The organism is Streptomyces sp. CNZ287 (assembly GCF_007827615.1).
Window position 1 is genome coordinate 17,978 of sequence record NZ_VISV01000029.1, and the last position, 17,333, is coordinate 35,310.

12 protein-coding genes and 1 pseudogene are annotated in these 17,333 nt (G+C 72.5%); 5 read left to right on the forward strand and 8 right to left on the reverse strand.

Annotated features, from left to right (window positions below; all coding sequences use genetic code 11):
* Window positions 1-89 precede the first annotated feature (89 nt).
* From FB457_RS33240 to FB457_RS36610, 4 genes are read right to left on the reverse strand one after another with little or no spacing between them, the layout of a single operon-like run.
* The gene (locus FB457_RS33240) at window positions 90-1,304 is read right to left on the reverse strand and encodes an ABC transporter substrate-binding protein (RefSeq protein WP_145784286.1); all 1,215 of its coding nucleotides are present in this window, start codon (window positions 1,302-1,304) and stop codon (window positions 90-92) included.
* Window positions 1,301-2,524 carry a branched-chain amino acid ABC transporter permease gene (locus tag FB457_RS33245; RefSeq protein ID WP_347615548.1) on the reverse strand — a complete coding sequence of 408 codons (1,224 nt, stop codon included), beginning with the start codon at window positions 2,522-2,524 and terminating at the stop codon, window positions 1,301-1,303. The genes FB457_RS33240 and FB457_RS33245 overlap by 4 nt, the downstream gene beginning before the upstream one ends.
* Complete coding sequence (locus tag FB457_RS33250; protein ID WP_047014250.1) at window positions 2,517-3,410, reverse strand: branched-chain amino acid ABC transporter permease; 894 nt, start codon at window positions 3,408-3,410, stop codon at window positions 2,517-2,519. The genes FB457_RS33245 and FB457_RS33250 overlap by 8 nt, the downstream gene beginning before the upstream one ends.
* Window positions 3,411-3,412: 2 nt before the next feature.
* Window positions 3,413-5,101: an ATP-binding cassette domain-containing protein gene (locus FB457_RS36610; protein ID WP_145784290.1), complete on the reverse strand. Its 1,689-nt coding sequence runs from the start codon at window positions 5,099-5,101 to the stop codon at window positions 3,413-3,415.
* Window positions 5,102-5,540: 439 nt separating this feature from the next.
* Here FB457_RS36610 and FB457_RS33260 point away from each other — a divergent pair.
* Window positions 5,541-5,925, forward strand: a pseudogene (locus tag FB457_RS33260) (hypothetical protein); the annotation flags it as partial.
* A gap of 183 nt (window positions 5,926-6,108) precedes the next feature.
* Here FB457_RS33260 and FB457_RS33265 read toward each other — a convergent pair.
* The 4 genes from FB457_RS33265 to FB457_RS33280 all read right to left on the reverse strand — a co-directional run bounded on the left by FB457_RS33265 (window position 6,109) and on the right by FB457_RS33280 (window position 11,374).
* Window positions 6,109-7,698 carry a serine/threonine-protein kinase gene (locus FB457_RS33265; RefSeq protein WP_486589228.1) on the reverse strand — a complete coding sequence of 530 codons (1,590 nt, stop codon included), beginning with the start codon at window positions 7,696-7,698 and terminating at the stop codon, window positions 6,109-6,111.
* A 289-nt stretch (window positions 7,699-7,987) separates the two neighbouring features.
* Window positions 7,988-8,974, reverse strand: coding sequence for an extracellular catalytic domain type 1 short-chain-length polyhydroxyalkanoate depolymerase (locus FB457_RS33270; protein ID WP_145784292.1), 987 nt, complete (start codon window positions 8,972-8,974; stop codon window positions 7,988-7,990).
* Between the two features lie 177 nt (window positions 8,975-9,151).
* Entirely contained in the window at window positions 9,152-10,357 is a 1,206-nt protein-coding gene (locus tag FB457_RS33275; RefSeq protein WP_301540157.1) for an MFS transporter, read from the reverse strand.
* A gap of 240 nt (window positions 10,358-10,597) precedes the next feature.
* Window positions 10,598-11,374 (reverse strand): DeoR/GlpR family DNA-binding transcription regulator, encoded by a 777-nt coding sequence (locus FB457_RS33280; protein ID WP_047014253.1) that lies wholly within the window; start codon window positions 11,372-11,374, stop codon window positions 10,598-10,600.
* Window positions 11,375-11,573: 199 nt separating this feature from the next.
* On the opposite strand from FB457_RS33280, the gene FB457_RS33285 reads away from it, so the two are divergent.
* From FB457_RS33285 to FB457_RS33300, 4 genes are read left to right on the forward strand one after another with little or no spacing between them, the layout of a single operon-like run.
* On the forward strand, window positions 11,574-13,112 hold the full coding sequence (locus FB457_RS33285; RefSeq protein ID WP_047014254.1) for an APC family permease: 1,539 nt from the start codon (window positions 11,574-11,576) through the stop codon (window positions 13,110-13,112).
* Entirely contained in the window at window positions 13,109-14,536 is a 1,428-nt protein-coding gene (locus tag FB457_RS33290; protein ID WP_145784294.1) for an FGGY family carbohydrate kinase, read from the forward strand. The genes FB457_RS33285 and FB457_RS33290 overlap by 4 nt, the downstream gene beginning before the upstream one ends.
* Complete coding sequence (locus FB457_RS33295) at window positions 14,533-15,969, forward strand: NAD(P)/FAD-dependent oxidoreductase (RefSeq protein ID WP_145784296.1); 1,437 nt, start codon at window positions 14,533-14,535, stop codon at window positions 15,967-15,969. The genes FB457_RS33290 and FB457_RS33295 overlap by 4 nt, the downstream gene beginning before the upstream one ends.
* The gene (locus tag FB457_RS33300; protein ID WP_145784298.1) at window positions 15,966-17,219 is read left to right on the forward strand and encodes an FAD-dependent oxidoreductase; all 1,254 of its coding nucleotides are present in this window, start codon (window positions 15,966-15,968) and stop codon (window positions 17,217-17,219) included. Before FB457_RS33295 ends, FB457_RS33300 begins: the two co-directional genes overlap by 4 nt.
* The last annotated feature ends 114 nt before the right edge of the window (window positions 17,220-17,333 follow it).

The following is a 17,333-nucleotide window of genomic DNA, read 5'->3' on the forward strand; positions in this document are numbered from 1 at the left end:
CGTCCCCGGCCCGTGCCCGTGCCCGGCGCAGCGTGCGCGGCCGGGTGTCCGGGTCGACGGCTTCGGCGGGCGCATGCACGTGGTCGTGTTCACCGGGTGCCGGGGCCCGGGCGCAGCTCGGTCAGGAGTTTCAGCCCACCGGGCTCGTCAGGGTCGGGGCGCAGCAGGTAGGAGGTGTGGGTGGGCGGTTCGCCCCGGGCGGTGAAGTCCAGCGCGGGCAGCAGTCCTCCGGTGTCGACTCCGGCGAGGTCGCGGTAGGTCTTCTCGACGTTCTCGCGGGTCAGGTCGCCTTCGGCGCAGGCGGCCTTGAGGACCTTGTGCATCACCTCCGCGGCGCCGGCGCCGTGGACGACGGGCGGGTTGGGCATCTGGTCCGGCCACCTGTCCTTGAAAGCCTCCAGGATGCGGGCGGGACCCTCCTGGCTGCTGGACAGCGGCGCCAGTGCGGAGGTCTGGTAGAAGTGCTCGGTCAGCGGGCCTTTCGCGCTGCCGTCCAGAAGGGAGGGCACGTAGGTGAAGGTCGAGCCGATGAAGTCGGCGTCGTAGCCGAGTGCCTTGGCGACCGAGACCGCCGAGGCGGTCTGGGTGGGCGCGGTGGTGAGCATGACGTAGTCGACGCCGCTGCTGCGCAACGCGGAGACCTGCGCCGTCAAGTCCTTGTCGCTCGCCTTGACGACCTGGCCCGCCACCTCCCCCAGGCCGAGTTCGGCGGCCGCGTCCTCGGTGCCGGCCAGCGCGTCCTCGCCGTACTCGCCCTGGAGGTAGATGTGGCCGATCTTCTTGCCACCCTCGAGCGCGCCGGTCTCCTTCAGCCAGTGGACGGCGTTGGCCGTCTCCTGACGGTAGGTGGTGCCGGTCAGCGCGATGAGGGGACTCTCCAGGAGATTGGCGGCGAAGCTGGAGGGGATGGTGAGGACTTCGTCCTTGCCGATGCGGGGGGTGAGCGCGCTCACCATGGGTGAGCCCAGGAGCATCTGGAAGGCCAGGACGTCCGGCTCCATCCCGGTGTACTGGCTCACGGCGGTTTCCGTGTTGTAGCCGTGGTCCTCGACGGCCAGCTCCACCTTCCTCCCGCACACCCCGCCCTTGTCGTTGATCTCGTCCCACTGCAGTTGCAGGCCGCGCAGCGTGTCGGTGCCGCCGGCGACGAACGCGCCGGAGAGGTCGGTCAGCACACCGAGGCTGATGGTGTCGCCGTCCACTCCGGGTGCCGCGGCGGACTGCGACGCCTTCGGCGAGCAGCCCAGCACGACCAGCGACACGGCGGTGGTGACGGCCACGGCTGCGGGGAATGAACGGTTCATCGGATTCCTGCCTTCGTGGCGGTGGGGCGGCGGCGCGGGCGCAGCGCGGCGCGGCAGGCTCCGGCCAGGCCGCCTCGGGCGAAGAGGAGCACGGCCACCACGGCGGCGCCGTAGAGGATCTGCGCGGCCACTCCGGCGCTCAGGCCGCCGGAGCCTTCGGCGGCCAGCAGCGGCAGGTGATCGCTGTAGTGGCGCAGCAGAATCGGCAGGGAGGTCACGAACGCGGCGCCGAGGACCGCGCCGAGAGGCGAGCCGAGCCCGCCGATGACGATCATGGCCATGTAGGAGAAGGCCATTTCCACCTCGTAGGAACTGGGCACCAGGCGCTGCAGGGTGAGTGCGAGCAGGACCCCGGCGGCGCCGGCGTAGGCGGCGGCGATGGCGAAGGCCGCGGCCTTGTAGCGGGGCACGTGGACACCCATGGCGGCGGCCGCGGTCTCCCCGCCGCGGATGGCCGCCAGTGCGCGGCCGGGCCGGGTGTTGCGCAGCGAGGCGTACAGCGCGTACGCGGCGACCGCCACCGCCAGCGCGACGTACCACAGCCGCTCCACGCGGCCGAACGGCACACCCAGGAGATCGCCGCCGCCGTCGTCGAAGGCCAGCCCGAAGAAATTCAGGGGCGGTGCGTCGCGGCCGTCGTAACCGCCGGTCAGGTCGGTGAGGTTGAGCAGCAGGTGCTGGCCCAGGACGACCAGGCCGAGGGAGGCGACGGCCAGGTAGATGCCCCGCACGCGCGCGGAGATCGGTGCGTAGAGGGCGCCGGCGACGCCGGCCAGGACGATGGCGCCGAGCGCGGCGAGGGCGGTGGGCCAGCCGGCGCCGGCCAGTTCGCCGCTGCCGTCGGAGGCGAGCGCGGTGTACCCGTAGCCGCCGGTCGCGATGAAGAACGGGTGGGCCAGGGAGATCTGCCCGGTGTGGCCCACCAGCAGATCCAGGCCGAGCGCGCCGACCACGGAAGCGGCGACCAAGAGGCCGAGGTTCAGCCAGAAGTGGTCGAGGTAGAACGGGAGGGCCGCGGCGACCACCAGGGCACCGGCCGCCGCCGCCCCCCGCACGGCAGCAGACCGGCGCCGCGGCCCCCGCGGCCCCGTCCCCGGACCCCCGGTCCCCTGACCTCCGGTCTTCGACTCTCCGGTCTCCGGCGGGCCGGTGCCGGTGTCCGGACGGGGCGTCGCGGTCTTCGTGCTCCTGTCGTCGCCCGCGGGGCGGTCGTCAGACACGGGTCACCTCCCGGGTGCCGAACAGCCCCGCCGGGCGGGCCAGGAGAAGAGCCATCATCAATACGTACGGCACGACGGAGGAGAAGCCCTGGCCGAGGAAGTCGATCCGGCTCTGGTAGCCCTGGGCGAGCACTTCGCAGGTCCCGACCAGGAAGCCCCCGAGGACGGCACCTTCCAGGGAATCAAGACCGCCGATGATCGCGGCGGGCAGGGCGCGCAGCGCGACCGTGGCGGTGGAGGAGTCAAGACCCGGCGAGGGGAAGGCGGTCAGGAACAGCACCGCGATGCCGGCCAGCAGCCCGGCCAGTGCCCAGGCGGCCAGCGTGATCCGCCGCAGCGGGATGGCCATCAGCCGGGCCGTCTCACGGTCCTCGGTCGCGGCCCTGGCCGCGATGCCCCACGAGGACACCCGCAGCCAGGTGAACAAGGCCGCCACCACGACCAGCGTGACGGTGATCGCGACCGCGCGGCTCTCCGCCACGCTGAGGCCGCCGATGTCCAGCACACCCGAGCCCCAGGGGTCGTCCAGGTCCAGCACCCGTGAGCCCAGCCGCCGGTTGATCTCGGCCTGCAGCATGATGCCCGCGCCCAGGGTGATGACGGACGCGGTGACCACGGCCTGCGCCGCCACCGCGCGGGAGGTGAGGAGCTCCAGGACGACGCCGATGGCGGCCGCCGCGCAGACACCGGCCAGTACCGCCACCACGAACGGAGCGTGCAGGTCGGTGACCTGCCAGGTCACCAGCCCGGCAGCCATGACCATCCCGGGATGCGCGAAGTTCAGCACCCCGGTGGCCTTGAAGACGACGACCAGCCCCAGCGCCAGCAGCGCGTAGATCGCACCGAGGGCCAGGCCGCCTGCCAGGTGCGTGAGGAACGTGTCCACGCTCACTCCTCCTCGTCCACGCCGGAGGGTCCAGTCGCTCCCGGCCGGTGGTGCCGCCTGCGTGCACGGGGCAGGCCGGGCCGCCCGGATTCGGCGCCGGTGCCGAGGTAGGCGGCGATGACCGCCGGGTCGGCGCTCACCTCTTCCGGTGTGCCGTGGGCGATCCGGACACCGAAATCCAGCACGGTGACCGTCTGGGCAAGATCCATCACGACCTGCATGTCGTGGTCGACCAGGACCAGCGTGGCGCCCAGCTCCGTGTGGCAGTACCGGATCGTGGCCGCGACTTCGAGCTTCTCCTCCCTGTTCATCCCGGCCAGCGGCTCGTCCAGTAGCAGCACCGGCCGCTCCGTGCACACCGCCCGCGCCACCTCCACACGCTTGCGGTCGCCGTAGGACAGCTCCCCGACGTTCTGGTCCAGCAGCGCCGCGATGCCCAACTGCCCGGCCAGCTCCCGCACCCGGCGGCGGTGCGCACGCTCCTCGGCCCGCGCCGCGCGCGTACGCATCACCGCGGCGGCGAAGGCGAACGGACCGCCGCGCATCAGGTGGTGCCGGCCCAGCAGGAGGTTGTCCTCGACCGACTGGTCGCCGTACAGGGCCAGGTTCTGGAAGGCGCGCGCCACCCCCAGCCCGGCTGCCGCGTACGGTCGGCGGGACGGCAGGACCCGGCCCCCGATACGGACCGTCCCCTCGTCGGGAGCGAGGAGGCCGCTGAGCACGTTCAGCAGCGTGGTCTTCCCCGCCCCGTTCGGGCCGATGATCGCGTGCAGGGTGCCCCGGCCCACATCGAGATCCACCTTGCGCAGCGCGGTCACTCCCCCGAAGCGCAAGGTGAGCGCCTGGGCCTGCACCAGCAACTCGCCCTTCTCCGCGGAGCGCTCCGCGACAGCGGGAGTGGGAGCGGGACGCGGAGCCGGGGGCCGGGGGGCGGCGGGGGCCCGGCCTGCCGTACGCACCTTTCCCTCGCCGTCCGGGCGGTTCCCGGCGGCGGCGCCGAGGTAGCGGGCGGCCAGATCGTCGCGCGCCAGCTTCTCCGCCGGACCGGAAGCGACCACGCGGCCGGTCTCCAGCACCAGCCCGGAGGTGGCGATCTCGACCAGCGCGAGGTTCTGCTCCACCAGCAGGACCGCGATGCCCTGCCCGGCGATCTTCTCCAGGTCCCGGCCGATGCGCTCAATCACCAGCGGCGCCAGGCCAAGGGTCGGCTCGTCCAGCATCAGCAGCCGCGGACAGGACATCAGCCCCCGTCCGATGGCGAGCATCTGCTGCTCACCACCGGAGAGCGTGGAGCCCTGCTGGCCCATCCGGGGCTCCAGCTCGGGGAAGAGGTCGAGCACGAGCTTCCGCTGCCGTATCCGCAGCGCCTCAGGGGAGTTGAAGGCGCCGATCCGCAGGTTCTCGGCGACCGTGAGCGGGAAGATGCGCCGGCCCTCGGGTACGTGCACGACGCCGGAGCGCATCACGTCCTCCGTCGTGCGCGGCAGCGGCGCGCCGTCGAGTTCGACCCGGCCGCGGGCGTGCCCGCCGCGGGGCAGGGTGCGGGAGATCGTCCGCAGCAGCGTGGTCTTCCCCGCACCGTTGGAGCCCAGGACCGCCACCACCTCACCGGGGCTGACCTGCAGCGACAGTCCGGCAAGGGCGTGGTCCGCGCCACCGTAGCCCACGTGGAGACCGTCAATGGCCAGCATCGGCGACCTCCGCCGACCGGAGGACTCGGCACATCGGCGCCCGTGCCCGCGAGCCTTCGCCCTGGGGCGGCCGAGGGGTCCCGGCCGGGAGCTGAGGACGGCCCACTCGTAAAGGAACGCCGTCAGTAGTGCTGACGAGAGGTTCTGTCGTCATGCGGGTCCTCCCGGAAGAGGCGGGAAGGAGAACAACGAGGCAGGGGCAGCGGAGGCGATCCTCTCCGCGCATCCGGCCGGCGCGGACGGGCCGCGCGCGGCGTACACAGGCCCTCGGGGTGACCGGACCCCGTGGGGCAGACACCGTAGCGATCTGGTATACCAATCTGGTACTCCACTTTGGTATACCAGCTTGCATCCGCCGTCAAGAGCTCCAGTCGGACCGCGGGCAAGTCGAGGCGACCGGGCGGCAGCACCGGCCGGCGTTTCCGCGGTCTTTCCTCAGTTGGCCCCGTTGGCGCGCACGGCGACCCGGTTGCATCCCCGCCGCGGGGGGCCAATGCCTCATGACAGTTCGGTCGGCGGGCCGCTGCTGTGGCCGGAAGACGAGCCGTGGCCCCACTGCGACGGCCTCATGAGGCGGACGTTTGCCGGTCGCGCTGCTCTACGGGCGGGACGTGCCCGTTTTGCAGGCACCTGACGGAACAGACCTGCTGCAGGTTCTGTGGTGCCCCTTCGAACACCCGGCATTGCCCAGGACCGCGCTGTTCTGGCGGTCGGCGGCCACCGTCACCGACGTCCTCCGTACGCCGCCCGAACCGCCCGCGATGCAGTTCGACACCTACCTGCCCGGGCCGTGCCTGCTCGGCCCGGAGCGGGTCACCGAGTACGCTGATGCAGTAGCCGGCCACCGCCTGCGGCGGCCGGCCCTTTCGCACCGCTCCCCGGCCACCTGGTGACGGTGGGTGGCACTCAGGACTCGGGCCCGGTTCCTTGGGCGGCTGCGCCGAGCAGCGGCGGGTCGTCAGCACGGCGTCGGTCCAGGTAACAACCGGCTCCCCGAGGTGCGAAGGTCAACGCGTCCCGGATGCACCGGTCTTGAGGCGGATGCCGTCGCTCACGTTCTCGAAGACCGGCTCGTGGCGATCCCAGTCCGCGCTGGGCGTGGAGAGGTAGATCGCGTACTCCTTCTCGCCGGGGCGTCCGAACCCCAGGTCCCGGGCGCGCCATTCACGGGCGCGGCCCTGCCAGGTGAACTCCCAGATCGCGGCCGGCATACCCCGGTAGGTCGTGCTCTGCATCCGCAGTTGGCGGTAGCCGGGGAGCTTTCCCTCCTGGATGGACTTGGTCTCGTTGTCCTTGAAGTGCTGCAGGGGGTCGGTGCTCGCGTAGTCGAGGGCGACGACGCGCAGGCCGGCCATGCCCGTCGGGTCTATGTAGGCGACGCCCTCGCCTTCCTCCTCCAGGTCCTGACGCGTCCAGCCTTCGGGGACGGGGAAGGAGATCTCGAACTCCTCTTCCCGCACCAGTTGGTAGCCCTCCGGTACGGGAGCGGGGGCGGGATCGGGCTTGGGCTTCGGGGTGGTGGAGGCGGAAGGCTTCTTCTCGGCGGCGGTGCCGGCGTCCTTGTCCTCGTCGGGCAGCGCGAAGTACGCGCCGGCGAGCAGCGCCGGCACCGTGACGGCCATGGCCGTCACCCACACGCCGGTACGCCGTCCTCGTCCGCGCCCGTGCCGCACCGTGGCGGCGTCCGTTCCGTACGCCGGTGGCGCCGGCGGCGCCGTGGCCGGGAGTTCGGGCACGGTGGGGCGTGCATTCGTGGCGGGGCCGGCGCCCGCCAGGTGCCGCAGTCGCCGCTCCACCTCCGGTGCCGAGGGCCGGGCCTCCGGGTCCTTGGCGAGGAGTTCCGCGATCAGAGGGCCCAACGCCTGGCCGCCGACGGGCTGTTCGAGGGGATCGACGGCTATCGCGTAGGCGGTTTCGAGCGGCGTGGCCCGGCGGAAGGGCGGCCGCCCCTGCACGGCCTGGTAGAGGGTCGCGCCCAGGGCCCACAAGTCGGAGGAAGGAGCCGGGTCCGCGCCCTTGAGACGTTCCGGAGCACAGAAGTCGACGGAACCGACCATCTCACCGGTGCGCGTGAGGGTGGAGGTGTCCGCGACGACCGCGATCCCGAAGTCCGTCAGGACGACGCGCCCGTCGGCTCCGAGGAGCACGTTGCCGGGCTTCACGTCGCGGTGCAGGACCCCGGCGGCGTGCGCGGCACGCAGCGCCGCGATCACGCCGATGCCGATTCTGACCGCCTCGGCGGTCTCCAGCGGGCCGTCCTTCTTCAGTACCTCGTCGAGGGCGGGGGCGGGCACGTACTCCATGACGATGCAGGGCAGTCCCTCGTCGTCCACCACGTCGTGCACCACCACGACGTTGGGATGCGTGATCCGGGCGGCGCTGCGCGCCTCGCGCCTCGTACGCTCGAAGAGGGTGGCGCGCTCGCCGTCCTTCAGGTGCGGCGGCAGATGCAGCTTCTTGAGCGCGACCTGCCGGCCGAGAACCTCGTCCTCGGCGTGCCAGACGGTGCCCATGCCACCGCGACCGATCCGCTCCAACAGGCGGTACCGTCCCGCGACCAGCCGCCCGGGCCCGTCGGCCGCCGTGCCGTCCCCCACGTGATGCTCCTCATCCTGCGCCCGTGTACACACTCGCGTCCGGTGTTGTGACCTTGACACGATATCCGTCCGGCTGCCGGGGACTTCGCCGTACACACAGAGGGACCGGGCGTGCAGCCCCGAGTTCTGACCCGACACCGTAGCCGGGCCCGCCGATCCCAAGTCCGGCGGGGCTCGGTCGGGTTGGGTTGTGTGCCGCGGGACACTTCCCGCGGCGGCCTTCGGTGACGAGCGGTCAGCGGGGCAGTGCCGGGCCCGGCCGGGGGCCGGGCCCGGTGCTGAGCCGGTGTCAGATCAGGCCCCAGAACTGCGCCGTGTAGTAGCCGGCGCAGATGCGGTCCGGGTAGTACGTGCCGGTGGTCCCGCACTGCCCGGCGGCCGTGCCCGGGTCGACGGGCAGACCGTGGCCCATGCCGGAGATCGTGTACGTCTCCACCACGGAGCGGCCGGATGCGTCCTTGTACGAGGCCCTCGTCGTGCCGCCGGGCAGCGTCGTCGTCTCCGCCGGCGTCTGGCCCGTACCCCATACGTCCGTCCACTGGTCGCGCGACTCGACCGCGTTCGCCGGCACCACCGTGGTGTCGCCGGTGCCGTGCCAGATCGCCACCCGCGGCCACGGCCCGCTCCAGCCGCCCGAGGCGGCACGCGCCAAGTCGCCCCATTGCTGCGGGGTCTTGCCGGCCGAGACGTACATGCACGTGTAGGCGTCGACGAGGCTGCGCGCGCAGCCGGCCGGGATGCCCGCGGCGATGGAGCCGCCGGCGAAGACATCGGGGTACGCGGCCAGCAGCCCCGCGGTCATGGCGCCGCCGGCGGACAGGCCGGTGACGTAGACGCGGTCGGAGTCCGTGCCGTAGAGCCCGGTGGCGTGATCGGCCATCTGCTTCACGGAGAGGGCCTCGCCCTGACCGCGCGCGGTGTCGCCCGACTGGAACCAGTTGAAGCAGGAGCTGGCGTTGTTGACGCTCGTGGTCTGCGGATAGACCACCGCGAAGCCGTGCGCGTCGGCCAACTCGGCCCAGCCGGAATGGCCGTGGTAGTCGCTCGCGCTCTGCGTGCACCCGTGCAGCGCGAGCACCAGCGGCGCGCCGGCGGGCAGGCCGTCGGGCACGTAGGCGTACATGGCGAGGTTGCCGGGGTTGGAGCCGAAGCCGGTGACCCGCGTGAGGTCCGCCGCCGAGGCGTTTGCCGGCGCCGCGAGCGCTCCGGCGACCAGGGCGAACAGTGCGAAGAGCACCGCGCGGGGGCGAGCACGGGCACGGTCACGAACCGCCATGGCGTTCTCCCGTCGTGTGGGGGGGGTGAGGGATGGGCGCCCGGCCAGGCCGTCCCCGTGCCGGGTGCCCCGGTCTCGCACGCTAGGCACGCACCGCCGCCACGCCATCGGAGAGGCCATACACACCTGCCGGCTCCGGCCTGTGGCCGGACTCCACCACCAGCCGCGCCCGGCGGGTCAGCGCACCGTGGGCGGTCGCAGCCTCAGATAGGCGGCCACCGCGGAGACGAGCAGGATCACGCAACCGGCGAAGACCAAACCGGCGTTGCGCACCCCCAGTTCCACCGTCAAGGCGCCGACTCCGACGACCGGCAGCGAGATCCCCACATAGGCGAAGACGAAGAAAGCCGAGAGGGTCGCGCTTCGCTGCAGTTCCGGCGCCGCCGAGCCGATCACTGTCAGGCCCGCGCGGAAGGACAGGCCCTGTCCCACGCCGCCGGTGACCGCGCCGACGACGAGGATCGGCAACGACTCCACCAGCAGCGAGGCCCCGAGGAGCAGGAGGCCCAGGACCAGCACCACGCAGCCCAGCGGCAGCGCCTTGACCGGGCCCACGCGGCCCATGAGCAACTGGCCTCCGGTCGAGGCGCAGAAGACGGAGAAGACGACGGCGCCGACGACCGCGAGGTTGTGCACGCCCAGGACCGTCGCCATGAAGTCCGCGGCGACCGCGGTGAACACCCCCAGCATGGAGAAGCCGGCGAAGGCCGCCAGCGCACCGGGCACGAAGACCCCGCGGACGACCGGAGGGATCGTCATGCCCTGGGGCCGCAGGGAAGGCCGGGGACGGCGGCGGTGCACCGTCTCGGGAAGCATCCAGATGACCGCGGCGGCGACCGCCAGGAGAGCCAGGTGCACGAGGAACGGCAGTTTCAGCGGCCAGGTCGCGTATTCGGCGAGGATCCCGGAGAGGAGGGGCCCGAGGCCGAGACCTCCCATATTGGCGGCGGTCGCCGCGAAGGCGGCACGGGCGCGGCGTCCCGGCGGCGCCAGGTCCAGGACGGCCGCGGTGGCCGTACCGCTGAACAGGCCCGCGGAGAAGCCGGAAAGCACCCGGCCGGCGAAGAGTTCAGGCAGCCCCTGCTCGAACACGAAGAACAGGGCGCTCGCCCCGGCCAGTGCCGCGGCACACAGCAGGATCGGCCGCCGGCCCAGGAGGTCGGAGAAGTCGCCGGCCACCAGCAGGGCGACGATGACGCCCACCGCGTAGACGGCGAAGACCACCGTGACCATCAGCTCGGAGAATCCGATCTCCTGCCGGTAGAGCCCGTACAGCGGGGTGGGCAGCGTGGTGCCGAGCATGCCCACCGCGAAGGCACCCGCCGCTGCCAGATATCCCGGCCGGCGGGCCGGTGGTCCGCTGTGGAGCTTGCGATCGGCCACGCTTCACCCGACGCCCGTGCCCGGTACGCAGCCCCCGGCCCTCTGGCCTGTCATCACGTTCCCGACGGGTAAGGGCCGTCGACCGGGGTGGTCGCGGCCGTGCAGAGGGGATTCACACCGCCTGCCTAGCCCACGGAGCCGGAAGGTCCGGGGAGGCTCGCGTTCGGCTCACCCCGACGGACGCACACGGCCCGGGCGCGCGACGATTCGGGAGGCTTCGGGTCGGCACCCCCGCCGGCTTCAGCGACGCGCGCGTCTCGCCACGATGACATGGGCACCCGCCAGGCTGAGGGCCGTGTTCAGCTCGGGCGGGCACGGCTTGTCCGTGATCAGGGTGTCGAACCCGTGCAGTTCGCACACCCGGTGCACCGCCGTGCGGCCGAGCTTGCCGGAGTCCGCGAGGACGTAGCGGTGCGCGGCGTTGGCGAGCATGACGCGCTTGGTGGCGACCTCGTCCAGGTGGAAGTCGGTCAGTCCGTACTGGGCGATGCCCCCGGAGCCGATGAAGGCGGTGTCGGCGCGCAGGTCGGCGAAGAACTCCACGGCCCGGACGTTGGAGCAGGCCAGGTCGCCCGCGCGCACCCGACCGCCGCTGACCAGCACCTCGACGCCGGGGCGGCTGCTGACCTCCGCGGCCACGAGCAGGGAGGGGGTGGCGATGACACCGACATGGTCGGCGGGCAGGGCCCGCGCCACCTCCAGGGCGGTGGTTCCGACGTCGATGACGACGGTCTGGTGGGGCTTGACCAGGGCTGCCGCGGCCTTGCCGATCGCCGCCTTCTCCTCGGCGAGGATGCCGCTGCGCTCCGCGAAGGGCGCCTCCTCCCCGACCGGCTCCTGGCGGCTGGTGGCGCCGCCGTGGACCCGGGTGAGCTCACCGCGCCGTTCGAGGAGGGCCAGGTCCCTGCGGATCGTCTCCTGGGAGACGCCGAGCAAGGTGGTCAGGTCATCGGTGGTGACGAACTTGAGCCGGGAGATCTCAGCGACGATCTTGCGGTGTCGCTCGGCAGCGAGCACGACTCACCCCTTGGATACGTGACCGTTTTTGTGGAGCTGTGACTGCATCCTACGGCCGTATCACGGGGCCGCCGGACCGAGCGTCCGAGCGCAAGCGTGGACGGTGCGCGCGACACCCCCTTGACTATGCTCGGGCATGGATCCACAATCACAGGAATTCTCAGTCAGAAATCCACATGAACGGTCAGGCGGTCGAGCTATGGCAGACGTAGAGGCACGTCCCCCGGGAGCGGAGCCGGCCCGCCAGGACGGCGGCCCGCCCCCGCAGCGGATGGCGCGCGAGCTGGGCTGGTACGCCTCGTTCTCCGTGGCCTTCGGCTTCGTCTCGATCGCCACCGGGATCTTCACCACCTACGGGGCCGTCCTGAGCACCTCGGGACCCCGCGGCATCTGGGCCTGGCCGATCTCCGTGGTCGGCCAGCTCTCCATCGCCCTCGTCTTCGGCGCCCTCGCGGCCAGGATCCCGATCAGCGGCTACTCCTACCAGTGGGTGTCGCGGATCGTCGGGCCGGTATGGGGCTGGATCATGGGCTGGGTCTCGTTCGCCTTCCTGGGGGTGGTCCTCGTCGCCGTGGACTACACCATCGCCTCGACGATCCTCCCCGAGCTGTTCCAGTACGTCGGCACCACCCAGAACGCCTGGGTGATCACCGCCGTCGTGGTGCTGCTCCAGGCCGTCCTGGTGGCCGCCTCGACGCGCTTCACCCACCGGGTCAACAGCACGGCGGTGACCGTGCAGCTCATCGGCATGATCGCCCTGACCGTGCTGCTGTTCGTCGTCGGCGCCCTGACCGGCAAGCTGGATTTCGGCCATCTCTTCGAGGCCGGTCCCGTTCCCGAGAGCGGGTACTACGCGCTGGGCGGCGCCACCGAGGCGGGGCCTTTCGCCCTGGCGTTCCTGCTGGGCGCCTTCACCATCGTCGGGTTCGAGTCCGCGGCCAACCTGGCGGAGGAGACCAAGAACCCGGCCCACGTCATCCCCAGGGCCATGGTGCAGGCCGTGATCTCCCTGGGCGTGCTCGGCCTGCTCTTCCTGATCGCCATCACCGCCGCGGCCGGGCGCGTCCACGGGGTCGGCGCCTCGGACACCCCGGTGGCCACCGTGATCACCGCCGTGCTCGGCTCGGTGGTGGGCAAGATCCTCCTGGTCCTGGTGGTGATCTCGATCTTCTCGTGCGGGCTCGTGATCACCCTCAGCGGCACCCGGCTGGTGTACGCGATGTCCCGGGACGAGCGCTTCCCTGGCTGGCAACTGCTGCGCCGCATCCACCCGCGCACCGCGACGCCGCTGAACGCCTCGGTGTTCATGATGCTGGTCGCCCAGATCATCCTCGCGGTCTTCTCCCAGTCCACCGACGCGCTGTTCGAGCTCTTCTCGGCCGGCACCCTGCTGCCCGCCCTCATCTACGCGGGAACCGTCGCGATGTACGCGGCAAAGCGCCGCTCCCTGCCGCCGTCCCGGGGCTTCACTCTGGGCCGCTGGGAGATCCCGGTCCTCGTCGTCGCGGCCGTGTGGCTGGTCTACGAGCTGCTGATCTTCCGCGACGCCTCGTTCCGGGCCCCGTGGATCTACGTGCTGGTCCTCTTCGCGATCGGCGCCGTGTACTTCGCCGGCCTGCTGCTCCGCAGCGGCCGGGCCGGGCTGACCATGCCCGACCTGGCCGACGTCGACCGGTCGCTGGACACGGCCGACACCGCGATCCCGCGGCCCAAGGCCGCCGAAGGGAACGCACGTTGAGCGCCATCCTCGCCATCGACCAGGGCACCTCCGGCACCAAGGCCATCGTCGTCGACGCCGAGGAGGGGATCGTCTCCCTCGCCGAGGAGACGATCCGCCCCACCTACCTCCCCGGCGGAGGCGTCGAGCAGGACCCGCACGAACTGCTCGGCTCCGTCCTCGGCACCGGCAGCCGAGCCGTCCGCGAGGCAGGCCGGCCGATCGACTGCGTAGCCCTGGCCAACCAGGGCGAAACCATCCTGGCCTGGGATCCGGCCACCGGCGCGCCGCTCTCCCCCGCCCTCGTCTGGCAGGACCGGCGGGCCGAATCCGTCTGCGCGGAACTGGCCGACCGGGCCGGCGACATCGCGCGGCGCACCGGGCTCGTGCTCGACCCGTACTTCTCCGCACCCAAGATGGCCTGGCTGCGCCGCCACCTCACCCGCGAGGGGGTGGTGACGACCACCGACACCTGGCTGGTGCACCACCTCACCGGGGAGTTCGTCACCGACGCCGCCACCGCCAGCCGCTCCCTCGTCCTCGATCTCACCCGCGCCACCTGGGACGACGAACTCCTCGGTCTGTTCGGCCTGGGCGGCGAGCGGCTGCCCCGCATCGTCGCCTCCGACGAGATCGCCGGCACCACCCGGGCCTTCGGCCCGGCCGTGCCCGTGGCCGGGCTCGTCGTCGACCAGCAGGCGGCGCTGGTCGCCGAGGGCTGTCTGGAGCCCGGCTCCGCGAAGTGCACCTACGGCACCGGTGCGTTCCTGCTGGCCAACACCGGCCGGAACCCGGTGCGTTCCGGCGCCGGACTGACCACGTCGGTGGCCTGGCAGCGGCACGGCCACACCACGTACTGCGTGGACGGGCAGGTCTACACCGTCGCCTCCGCGGTGCGCTGGCTGGAGGATCTCGGGCTCGTACGGTCCGCGACCGAACTGGACTCGCTCGCCGCCACCGATACGGAAAGGGTGCTGTGCGTCCCCGCGTTCGCCGGTCTGGCCGCCCCGTGGTGGGCCCCCGACGCCGCCGCCTCCTTCACGGGCATGACGCTGGCCACCCGCCGCGAGCACCTCGTCGGTGCGGTGCTGCAGGGCATCGCGGCGCAGGTCGCCGAGCTGTGCACGCTGGTGGCCGGCGACATCGGCACGCCGCTGCGCCGGCTGCGCGCGGACGGCGGCCTCACCAGATCCGCCGCCCTCATGCAGGCCCAGGCCGACATCGCGCAGATCCCTGTGGACGTCTACCCTCACGACCACGCCACCCCCCTGGGCGCGGCCGCCCTGGCGCGGTGCGCCCTCGATCCGGCGCTCAGCCTGGCGGAGGCCGTAGGCGACTGGCAGCCCACCACCGTCTACGAGCCCCGATGGCCCCGGGAACGGGCCGAAGAATTCCGTACGGCGTGGGCAGCCGCCGCCGAAGCCGCCAAGGGAGATCCCGCATGACCGCCACCCTCCCTCGCCCGCACGACGGCGTCTTCGACGTCGCGGTGATCGGCGGAGGCATCATCGGCGCGGCCATCGCCCGCGAGCTGTCCGGATACGACCTCGCCGTCGCCCTGCTCGAGGCCCGCGACGACGTGGGCGACGGCACCAGCAAGGCCAACACCGCGATCCTCCACACCGGCTTCGACGCCAAGCCCGGCACGCTCGAGTCCGAACTGGTCGCCCGCGGCTACCGGTTGCTCGGCGCGTACGCCGAGGCCACCGGCATCCCCGTGGAACGCACCGGAGCCATCCTGGTGGCCTGGACCCGCGAGGAGCTGGACGCCCTGCCCGGGCTGAAGGAGAAGGCCGAGGCCAACGGCTACGAGCACTGCCGGATCGTCGGCCCCGACGAGGTCTACCGGGACCTGCCCGACCTCGGCGAGGGTGCGCTGGGCGGTCTGACCGTCCCGGACGAGGCCGTCATCTGCACCTGGACCACCAACCTCGCGCTGGCCACCGACGCACAGCGGCGCGGCGCCGCCCTCCTGCTCCGGCACGCCGTCACCGGCATCGACCCCGGAGACGAGGCGACCCTCCTGCACACGGCGGCCGGTGACGTACGGGCCCGCTGGGTCGTCAACGCGGCCGGCCTCGGCGCCGACCACGTCGACCGCCTCCTCGGGCACGACCGCTTCACGGTCACCCCCCGCCGCGGCGAGCTCTTCGTCTTCGACAAGCTGGCCCGCCCGCTCGCGGACAAGATCATCCTTCCGGTGCCCTCGTCCCGCGGCAAGGGAGTGCTCATCGCCCCGACCGTCTACGGCAACGTGATGCTCGGCCCCACCGCCGAGGACCTCACCGACCGCACCGCCACGGCCACGTCGGAAGAGGGCTTCGACTTCCTCCTCACCAAGGGCGCGCGCCTGATGCCGCGCCTGCTCACCGAAGAGGTCACCGCGAGCTACGCGGGCCTGCGCGCCGCGATCGACCACCCCGACTACCTCATCGAGACCGACCCGCCACAGCGCTACGTCCTCGTCGGCGGCATCCGCTCCACAGGGCTGACCGCGGGCATGGCCATCGCCGAGCACGTCCGCGGCCTGCTGGCCGACGCCGGCCTCGCCATGCGGGCGCGCGAGACACTGCCCGAGCCGCCGCGGATGCCCAACATCGGCGAAGCCTCCCCGCGCCCGTACCAGGACGCGGACCTCATCGCCCGCGACCCCGCCTACGGCACCCTCACCTGCTTCTGCGAGCGGGTCACCGAGGGCGAGATCCGCGACGCCTGCCACACCGCCGTGCCCGCGCGGACCCTGGACGGACTGCGCCGCAGGACCCGCGCCATGAACGGCCGCTGCCAGGGCTTCTACTGCGGCGCGGCCGTCGCCGCCCTGTACGAACAGCACCATTCCCATGACGGCTGCCACGACCACAGCGGGGACGACCGATGACTCACCAGCCGCCCCTCACCACCACCGACGTGCTCGTGATCGGCGCAGGCCCCGCCGGGCTGACCGCCGCCGCCGATCTGGCCGCGGGCCGGGCCGGCGAGGTCCTGGTCGTCGACCGCGAGCCGGCCGCCGGCGGGATCCCCCGGCACAGCGACCACACCGGCTACGGGCTGCGTGACCTTCACCGCGTGCTGTCCGGGCCCGCGTACGCCCGCCGTCTCGTCGACCGGGCCGCCGCGGCCGGGGCCGGGATCCGGACGCGTACCACCGTGACCGGCTGGGCCGACGCAGCTACCGTCGAAATCACCAGCCCCGAGGGCCGCTACCGCATCCGCGCACGGGCCATCGTGCTGGCCACCGGGGCACGGGAGCGTCCCCGCACCGCACGCCGCATCCCAGGAGACCGCCCCGAAGGGGTTCTCACCACCGGTCAGTTGCAGAATCTCGTCCATCTCCACCACCGCCCCGTCGGCAGACGCGCCGTGATCGTCGGCGGCGAACCCGTGAGCTGGTCCGCGGCCCTCACCCTCCGCGAAGCCGGCTGCACCCCCGCCCTGATGGTCAGCGAGCACCCGAAGGCGGAGTCCTACGCCGCGTTCAACGCCGCCGGGCGGACGGTGCTGCGCGTGCCCGTGGCCACCCGTACGCGCGTCACCCGCGTCATCGGAAAGAACCGCTGCGAGGCCGTGGAGATCGAGCACCTCGACACGGGCCGCCGCCGCACGGTCGCCTGCGACACCGTGGTCTTCACCGGCGACTGGATCCCGGACCACGAACTGGCCCGCGCAGCCGGCCTCATCCTCGATCCCGGCACGCTCGGACCGCTCACGGACACCGCACTGCGCACCAGCAGCCCCGGGGTCTTCGCGGCCGGCAACCTCCTGCATCCGGTGGACACCGCGGACATCGCCGCCCTCGACGGCCGCCATGTCGCCGCGCAGGTCCGCCGCCATCTGGACGGCGAACGCCGGTCCGCCGAGGGCGTACGCCTGATCGCGGGCGCCCCGTTCCGCTGGATCGCCCCGCAAGTCCTGCGGCCCGGCGACCCGGCACCGCCCTCCGGCCGGCTGCTGCTGTGGACGGACACCTTCGTCCGCTTTCCCCGAATCACCGTCCGGCAGGACTCCGGGACCGTCACCACCCGCCGGCTCCCCTGGCCGGCCGCCCCCGGCCGCGCCTTCCGGATCCCGTCGGCCCTGCTGGACGGCGTCTCGCCCGCGGGCGGCCCGGTGCACATCGGGGTGCGGTAACCGCCCGGCGGCGGCAGTCGGCCCGGTTCGCGGCCGGGCGTGGCAGGGTACACGTCGCCCCGGGGCCGATGGACACCCCTTCTTCTTCTACCCGGCCGAGGACGCCGACTCGAT